General features: G+C 77.7%; 1 protein-coding gene and 1 pseudogene. Both read right to left on the reverse strand.

What is annotated here, in order from left to right; genetic code table 11:
- A partial coding sequence (ligD, locus tag PSR1_RS23030) for a DNA ligase D (RefSeq protein WP_237758218.1) occupies positions 1–1,643 on the reverse strand: 1,643 nt, incomplete at its 3' end.
- Between the two features lie 109 nt (positions 1,644–1,752).
- Positions 1,753–2,082 (reverse strand): annotated as a pseudogene (locus PSR1_RS23035) (hypothetical protein); the annotation flags it as partial.

The following is a 2,082-nucleotide window of genomic DNA, read 5'->3' on the forward strand; positions in this document are numbered from 1 at the left end:
GGCTCGTGGCGCGCCACCGCGGCGGCGAGGCCTCGCGCGAACGCGAGACAGTCCTCCCAGCGCCGGCGCGGCACGAGCGGCGTCACCACGTGCAGCCCCGCGCCGCCGGTGGTCTTCACGAACGCCGCGAGCCCCAGCGCCTCCAGCGCCGAGCGCAGCAGCCGCGCCGCGCGCACCACCTCCGGCCAGGGGACCGCCGGCCCCGGGTCGAGGTCGAGCACGAGCCGGTCCGGCTCCTCCAGCGCCTCCGCGGTCGAGTTCCAGGTGTGCAGCTCGACGACGTCCAGCTGCACGAGCGAGAGCAGCGCCGCGCGGTCGTCCGCGACGAGGTACTCGCCGAGCTTGGTCTTCTCCTGGATGCGCACCCGCCGCACCGCCGGCGGCGCCCAGGTCTTCGAGTGCTTCATGAACCGGCACTCGCCGGAGAGGCCCTGCGGGCAGTGGAACAGGGTGAGCGGCCGGCCCCGCAGGTGCGGCACCATCGCGTCCGCCACCGCGTCGTAGTACCGGGCCACGTCCGCCTTGGTGAGCGCGGCCCGCCCCTCGCCCGGGAACACCACCCGCTCCGCGTGCGAGAGCCGGACGCCCCCGACGATCACCTCGCCGGCCGCCGAGCCCGGCCGGGCGCGCCGGCGCGCGGGACCGCTGGCCGCTGTCGGGGACGCCGGCGCTGAGGCGGCCGCGCCCGGCGGCGCGGCAGCGGCGGGGGCCTCGCGGACCACCTCCGCCGCGCGCTTGTCCTCGCGCAGCCCCTGGAACGACGGGTGGCGCACCTTCCCGTCGCCGGTCCACTCGGTGAACGCGACCTCGGCGACCAGCTCCGGCCGGACCCAGTGCGCGATCCGGCCGAGCGGGCCGGGCGGGCGCGGCGTGAACGGCGGGTCGGCGCGCTCCAGGCGATCCAGGCGCGCGCGCAGCGCGCGCGCCGACGCCTGCGTGAAGCCGGTGCCGACCTTCCCGGCGAAGCGCAGCGCGCCGCCCTCGTGGAAGCCCACCAGCAGCGCCCCGATCCCCTTGCGGCTGCCCTCGGGGTCGGTGAAGCCGCCGATCACCAGCTCCTGGCGGGCGAGGCACTTCGCCTTGGTCCAGGTGGCGTTCCGCCCGGGCCGGTAGGGCGCGTCGGCGCGCTTCGAGACGATCCCCTCCAGGCCGAGGCGGCACGCCTCCCGGAGCACCTCGGCGCCCGGCGCGTCCACGTGCGGCGCGTACCGGAGCACCTCGCCGCGCGCGCCGAGCAGGCGGCGCAGCGCGTCCTTGCGCTCGAGCAGCGGCCGCCGGGAGAGGTCCTCGCCGTCGAGCCAGAGCAGGTCGAAGACGAAGTAGGCGAGCGAGCGGCGCCCGCCGGAGAACGCCTGCTGGAGCGCCTGGAAGCTGGTCCGGCCGCCGGGCAGCACCGCGGCCACCTCGCCGTCGAGCAGCGCGCTCCGCGCCGGCAGCGCCTCGGCGGCGCGCGCCACCTCGGGGAACTGCGCGGTCCAGTCGTTGCCGCGCCGGCTCCACAGCGTGGCGCGCCCGCCCTCCAGCGCGCAGCCGATCCGGTAGCCGTCGTACTTCGTCTCGTGCACCCAGCCCTCGCCCGCCGGCGGCGCCGCCACGAGCGTCGCGAGCTGGGCGCGGTACGGCGGGACGGGCGCGCGGGCCACGTCCTGAAGCTCACCACCCCGGGCGCGCCCGGGCAAGCGGCGCCCCCGGCGGGCGCCGGCAGGGCGGGCGGGCCGGCATCCGGCGAGCGCCGCCGGCGGCGCGGGGCCGTCAGCCGCCCAGCGGGATGTACGTGATCGAGAGGAGCGCCAGGCCGAGCTGCGGCATGAGGGGCTGATCCAGGTTGGCCGCCTCGCCGCTCAGCCGGATCCCGGGCTGGGCGCGCGCCTCCTCCACGCGGCAGTCCACCAGGTTGCCGTTGAACCGGCAGATCTTGCCGGCGGGCGTGGGGAGGCCGGGGCCGGGCTGGAAGCGCAGGCGGATCTTGAGATCGCCGAGGTTCCCGAGCACCGCCAGCTCCTTCCCCCAGCGGAGGAAGTGCAGGTCGGCGCCGGGGGCGGTCAGGCTGCCGTCGCGCCCGGGCTTCAGGATGTAGTTGCG

This window comes from Anaeromyxobacter sp. PSR-1, assembly GCF_000964525.1.
In the GTDB taxonomy this organism is placed as follows: Bacteria; Myxococcota; Myxococcia; order Myxococcales; family Anaeromyxobacteraceae; genus Anaeromyxobacter.